Source organism: Polaromonas sp. P1_E3, from assembly GCF_056405935.1.
Genome location: NZ_JBFUBD010000180.1, coordinates 1 through 5,463, shown reverse-complemented (window position 1 = coordinate 5,463; position 5,463 = coordinate 1). Strand labels below are relative to the sequence as shown.

Below are 5,463 nucleotides of genomic sequence, written 5' to 3'. Positions count from 1 at the left end.
CGACAAGCGGCGTGGCAGCGTGACTTTCCTTGGCAAGGATATCTCCGGCAGCGAGCCGCACCATGCGGCTCGCATGGGCCTGGGCTTTGTGCCGGAAGATCGGCGAATCTTCACCGACCTGACCGTGAACGAAAACCTCGAGGTTGGCAGGCAGGCGCCGCGCCGCTGGCCCGACGGCAGTGAGGCCCCCTTGTGGACGCCGGAACGCCTCTTCAAGCTGTTTCCCAACCTTGGTGAGATGCCTACGCGCCCGGGCGGCCGCATGAGTGGCGGTGAGCAGCAAATGCTGACAGTGGCCAGGACCTTGATGGGCAATCCCTATCTGGTTCTGCTTGACGAGCCTTCCGAAGGGGTGGCGCCCGTCATTGTGGAACAGATGGCCCACATGATTCTGGAGCTAAAAACCCAGGGCGTCAGCATTTTGCTGTCCGAGCAAAACATGCATTTCGCCGAGCTGGTGTCCGACAGGGCCTATGTCCTGGAAAAAGGGCAAATCCGCTTTGAGGGATCCATGGCGGATCTGGCCGCCAATGAAGAGGTGCGCCGTGCCTATCTCAGTGTGTAGGCCGCGCCTTACCTCCGTTCCGGTCCGGTAAATATGGGTTCTACCGTCACACTGTCCGTCAACCACCTGGAGYGTACGCTGCATGGGACGGAGCAGGCCAGCCTGCTGACGGTACTGCGTAACGACTTCGCGCTGAATGGACCGAAATATGGTTGCGGGCTGGGCGAGTGCGGGGCATGCACCGTGCTGGTGGATGGTGTGGCCGCACGTGCCTGCGTTATTCCTGCGTCCGGGATGGCAGGACGCGAAATCACCACCCTTGAGGGACTGGGTACGCTGGCGGCCCTTCATCCGGTCCAGCAAGCGTTTATAGGAGAGCAGGCTGCCCAGTGCGGCTACTGCCTGAACGGCATGATCATGGCGACTGTCGCGTTGCTGGCGCGGAACCCGGATCCGGGCGAGGATGATATACGCCGTGAGCTGTCCGGGAATTTGTGCCGCTGCGGCACGCACCTGGAGATCGTGAGGGCGGTGTTGCGTGCGGCAGAGCTGACGCGACAAAGCTTTGCCCGGGATAGCGTGCCATGACGCGTCGGGCCGATGCGCCGCTGACACGCGCCGATTTTCATGCGGCCGACGGCGTCTTGCTGGTGACCCGCGAGCCGCCGCCTGYGCCTGCGGCCGTCAATGGCCAACCTGCACTGGTCGGCGCCAATCCGCAAGAGGGCGTCGAAATATTGGTTGCCGTGTGGGATGACGGCAGCGTGACGGCCCTGAACGGACACGTCGACCTGGGCACCGGGATCCGTACCGCGCTGGCGCAGATCGTGGCGGAAGAGCTGGACGTTGCGATTGAGCAGGTCAACATGGTTCTTGGGGACACGACACGCGCCCCCAACCAGGGGGCCACGATCGCCAGCGCATCCATCCAGATTCATGCCGTCCCTCTACGGGCCGCGGCGGCGCAGGCACGCGCGTGGCTGGTGATGCGCGCAGCCAGCGTACTGCGGGTGGACCCTTCCCTGCTCGCCGTGCAGGACGGCGTTGTTTCCGTAGTGGGGCAGGAAGATAAATCGGTCACGTATGGCGTTTTACTGGCCAATGAGCACGCACATCTCTCGCTGGTGCCGGGCACTCCTGTCAAGGATGCTGCCAACTACCGCCTGGTAGGGACCAGTGCGGCGCGCCTGGATATCCCGGCCAAGGCCACCGGCGCTCTGACGTTTGTGCATGACATGCGCGTCCCCGGCATGCTGCACGGCCGCGTGGTACGGCCACCTTATGCCGGGGCTGACCATGGGGACTTCATCGGCAACACGCTGGAATCGGTGGATGAACCCTCGATTGCCCACATACCGGGCATTCGCGCGGTGGTGGTGATCCGCGACTTTGTCGGTATCGTCGCAGAGCGGGAAGAGTACGCCGAACAGGCGCTGCGCGAATTGCAGGTCTGCTGGAAACCATGGCCCGGCCTTGCAAACCTGAATGACCTGGAGCAGGCGATCCGCAACAACCCGGCCACGCAGCGCAGGCTTGTCGATGATGGCAACGTCGATGTCGCGATGGCGGGCGCAGCGCAAGCCTTGGCGCGCAACTACGTCTGGCCCTACCAGATGCACGGATCCCTGGGACCCTCATGCGCCGTGGCCGACTGGCAGCAGGAACGCTTGACGGTATGGGCGGGAACCCAAAACCCCCATGTGCTGCGGGCCGATTTATCACGACTGATCGGCCTGGCCGATGTCGCCATTGATGTGATCCGCATGGAAGCGGCAGGCTGCTACGGGCGAAACTGCGCTGACGATGTGGCGGCAGATGCCGCGCTGCTTTCGCGTGCTGTGGGCAGCCCCGTGCGTGTGCAACTGACACGTGAGCAGGAAAACGCCTGGGAACCCAAAGGTGCCGCCCAGCTCATGCAGGTGAACGGCGGGTTGAATGCCGACGGGTCGGTGGCTGCGTATGACTTTCAGACCTCATACCCTTCAAACGGCGCTCCCACACTGGCGCTTTTACTCACGCGCACCATTGAGCCTGTTGCGCAGGCCTACGAAATGGGCGACCGGACCGCCCGGCCGCCTTACGACTACGCCAACATGCGCATCGCCGTCAATGACATGGCGCCGCTGTTGCGCGCGTCGTGGTTACGTGGCGTTTCGGCACTGCCGAATTCATTCGCGCATGAGTCTTACATCGACGAGCTGGCAACCGCTGCAGGCGTCGACCCTGTAGAGTTTCGGTTGCAGTACCTGAAAGAGCCGCGCGCTGCGGAACTGGTGCGCGCTACAGCCGAGCGCGCCGGCTGGACGGCACATACCGCACCGCAGCAGCAACCAACAGCGCCTGGTGATCCCCACGACGTTGTGCGCGGCCAGGGCTTTGCGTATGCCCGTTACATGCACAGCAAATGGCCGGGGTTCGGCGCGGCGTGGGCGGCCTGGGTGGCCGATGTCGAAGTGAATCGCAAGACGGGCGAGGTGCATGTCCGGCGCGTCGTGGTAGGGCATGACGCCGGCACGCTGATCAACCCCGCCGGGGTTCAGCACCAGATCCATGGCAACGTGGTGCAGACGACCAGCCGTGCGCTTACGGAACAGGTCACGGTGTCGCCTCAAACGAATCAGGTGACGAGCCTGGAGTGGGGAAGTTATCCCATCCTGAACTTCAGGGACGTGCCGGTGATTGAGGTCGTGACCATGGCGCGCCCCGGTGAGCCACCGCTTGGCGCCGGAGAGTCGTCTTCAGTGCCGGGCACGGCAGCCATCGCCAACGCCATTTTTGATGCCACCGGTGTGCGTTTTCGTCAGCCGCCTTTTACGCCGGAAGTGGTGCGTGCCGCGCTCAATCCCGGGCTGGAACCTGAGCCAGCCATCCCAACAGCTCCAGCTCGGTTGCCCAATCCCGTACCCGAGGGTGCGGCATGGCCGAAAGGAATGGCTTGGTGGTCCCGCGCAGGCGCCTTGCTCGCGGGGGTTGTGGGCATCGTGTGGGCGTTGGCTGGCGGCCGGTCGGTCATTGTCCCGGTGGCGCAAAGCGGCGCATCCGTGTACACCGCAGCCACGCTGGAACGCGGCCGGCAGCTCGCGGCTGCCGGCGACTGCGTGGTGTGCCATACCGCACCCGGCGGCATCCCCAATGCCGGTGGCAGGGCCATCGATACGCCTTTCGGAAAAATTATCACTACCAACCTCACGCCTGACGCGGACACCGGCATCGGCTTGTGGTCCTTCAGCGCCTTCCAGCGCGCCATGCGTGAAGGGATTTCCCGCGATGGCCACTATTTGTATCCTGCGTTTCCCTACACCGCATTCGCCAGGACCAGCGACGAAGACCTGACCGCGCTGTATGCCTACCTGATGGCCCAGCCCGCCGTGCGGTCAGAGCCACCGGCCACGCGGCTGGCCTTTCCCTTCAGTGTGCGGCCATTGATGGCCGGCTGGAACGCGCTGTTTCATGACCCGGCGCCTTACCGGCCCGACCCCGCGCAGACTGCCGAATGGAATCGTGGTGCCTACCTGGTTAACGGCCTGGGCCATTGCGGCGCCTGCCATACACCGCGCAATGCCGCGGGTGCTGAACGTGGCGGAAAAGCCTTTTTAAGCGGGTCTGTAGTGGATGGATGGGAAGCTCCGGCACTGACAGCGCTGTCTCATGCGCCCGTGCCATGGACCTCCGCGGAGCTGTACCGCTACCTGCGCAGTGGCTACTCAGCGCAACACGGCATCGCAGCGGGCCCGATGGCCCCGGTGATCAAGGAACTGGCCGCCTTGCCCGAAGAGGATATTCGTGCAATGGCGACCTACCTTGCGTCTTTCAATGAGCCAATTGCCGACACCGAAAGCATTCAGCGTAAAGAACAGGTGGTCCTGTCGGCCCGGCAATCGGCTGCGAGCTTGCTGGGCCCTGGCCAGCGCCTGTTCAGTGGTGCCTGCGCATCCTGCCATCACGATGGCGACGGCCCGCGACTGCTGGGGGTGAACGTGCCGCTGGCCCTTAACAGCAAGCTGCACAGCGAGCGGCCCGACAACCTGGTGCGGGTGATCCTTGAGGGAATTCAGTCACCGGCGAGCAAAGACATTGGATTCATGCCGGCTTTTCGCCATAGCCTCGATGATGCCCAGGTGGCGGCGCTGGTGGCTTACATGCGCGGCCGCTATGCGCCCTCGGAACCTGCATGGCAGGACTTGCCGGCAACCGTCTCGCGCATTCGCGCTACGCCAGGCCAGCACCAAGTTTCTTCAGTCAGGCCGCGGTAGCACGGCCCTGCGTCGCCCTCGCAAGCGCCGCTCGCGCCAGCAGGCGTGTGGAGTCCAATGTCGGCAGTACCGAGTTCGAATCGTTCATGATCAGGGGGATTTCGGTGCAACCCAGGACGACGGCATCGCAGCCGTCGCTTTTCATCCGCTTAATGACTTTCTGAAAATACCCGACTGCTTCCGGCTTGAAGACACCGTACACCAGCTCGTCCATGATGATGCGGTTGATTTCGTCGCGCTCCGCGGTGTCGGGGCGCAGGTATTGCAACCCGCGGGCCGCCAGCTTTTCAGGGTAGACCTCGCTGTCGACGAGCCATTGCGTGCCGGTGAGTCCGATGCGGTGGTACCCGCGCCTGACAGCCTCTTCGGCTACAACTTCTGCGATGTGAAGCCAGGGTAGCGGTGAGCGTGCCTTCACGTAAGCAAATGCCTGATGGATGGTGTTGTCCGGACAGACCAGGAAGTCAGCTCCGGCCTTTGCCAGCTTGTGCGCGGAGGCGAGCATGATCTCGCCCACGCCGTCCCAGTCGTTGCGATAGATGCACGCCATGTAGTCGGAAAGCGACGGCGTGTGCATCGATACTTCAGGGTGGGCATGTGGCCCCAGGGTCTTCGCACCTTCCACGCAGATGGTTTGATAACAGAGCGCAGCGCCTTCGGCAGAGCAGCCGACGATACCGATGTGTTGGGGCATGACCTGTCTCC

At 63.5% G+C, this 5,463-nt stretch carries 4 protein-coding genes; 3 read left to right on the top strand and 1 reads right to left on the bottom strand.

Features of this window, described 5'->3' with window-relative positions; genetic code table 11:
* From AC1D0Z_RS15265 to AC1D0Z_RS15255, 3 genes are all read left to right on the top strand, one after another.
* The coding region (locus tag AC1D0Z_RS15265; RefSeq protein ID WP_477659072.1) for an ABC transporter ATP-binding protein at window positions 1-565 on the top strand (565 nt) is incomplete at its 5' end.
* 33 nt (window positions 566-598) lie between these two features.
* Window positions 599-1,093: a (2Fe-2S)-binding protein gene (locus AC1D0Z_RS15260; RefSeq protein ID WP_477659071.1), complete on the top strand. Its 495-nt coding sequence runs from the start codon at window positions 599-601 to the stop codon at window positions 1,091-1,093.
* Window positions 1,090-4,758, top strand: coding sequence for a molybdopterin cofactor-binding domain-containing protein (locus AC1D0Z_RS15255; RefSeq protein ID WP_477659070.1), 3,669 nt, complete (start codon window positions 1,090-1,092; stop codon window positions 4,756-4,758). Before AC1D0Z_RS15260 ends, AC1D0Z_RS15255 begins: the two co-directional genes overlap by 4 nt.
* On the opposite strand, the gene AC1D0Z_RS15250 is transcribed toward AC1D0Z_RS15255, so the two are convergent.
* The gene (locus AC1D0Z_RS15250; RefSeq protein ID WP_477659073.1) at window positions 4,745-5,452 is read right to left on the bottom strand and encodes an aspartate/glutamate racemase family protein; all 708 of its coding nucleotides are present in this window, start codon (window positions 5,450-5,452) and stop codon (window positions 4,745-4,747) included. The genes AC1D0Z_RS15255 and AC1D0Z_RS15250 overlap by 14 nt on opposite strands.
* Between the last annotated feature and the right edge of the window lie 11 nt (window positions 5,453-5,463).

Coding starts and splice junctions, on each gene's coding strand:
- AC1D0Z_RS15250 (WP_477659073.1), bottom strand. CDS start 5,452: ATGCCCCAACACATCGGTATCGTCGGCTGCTCTGCCGAAGGCGCTGCG.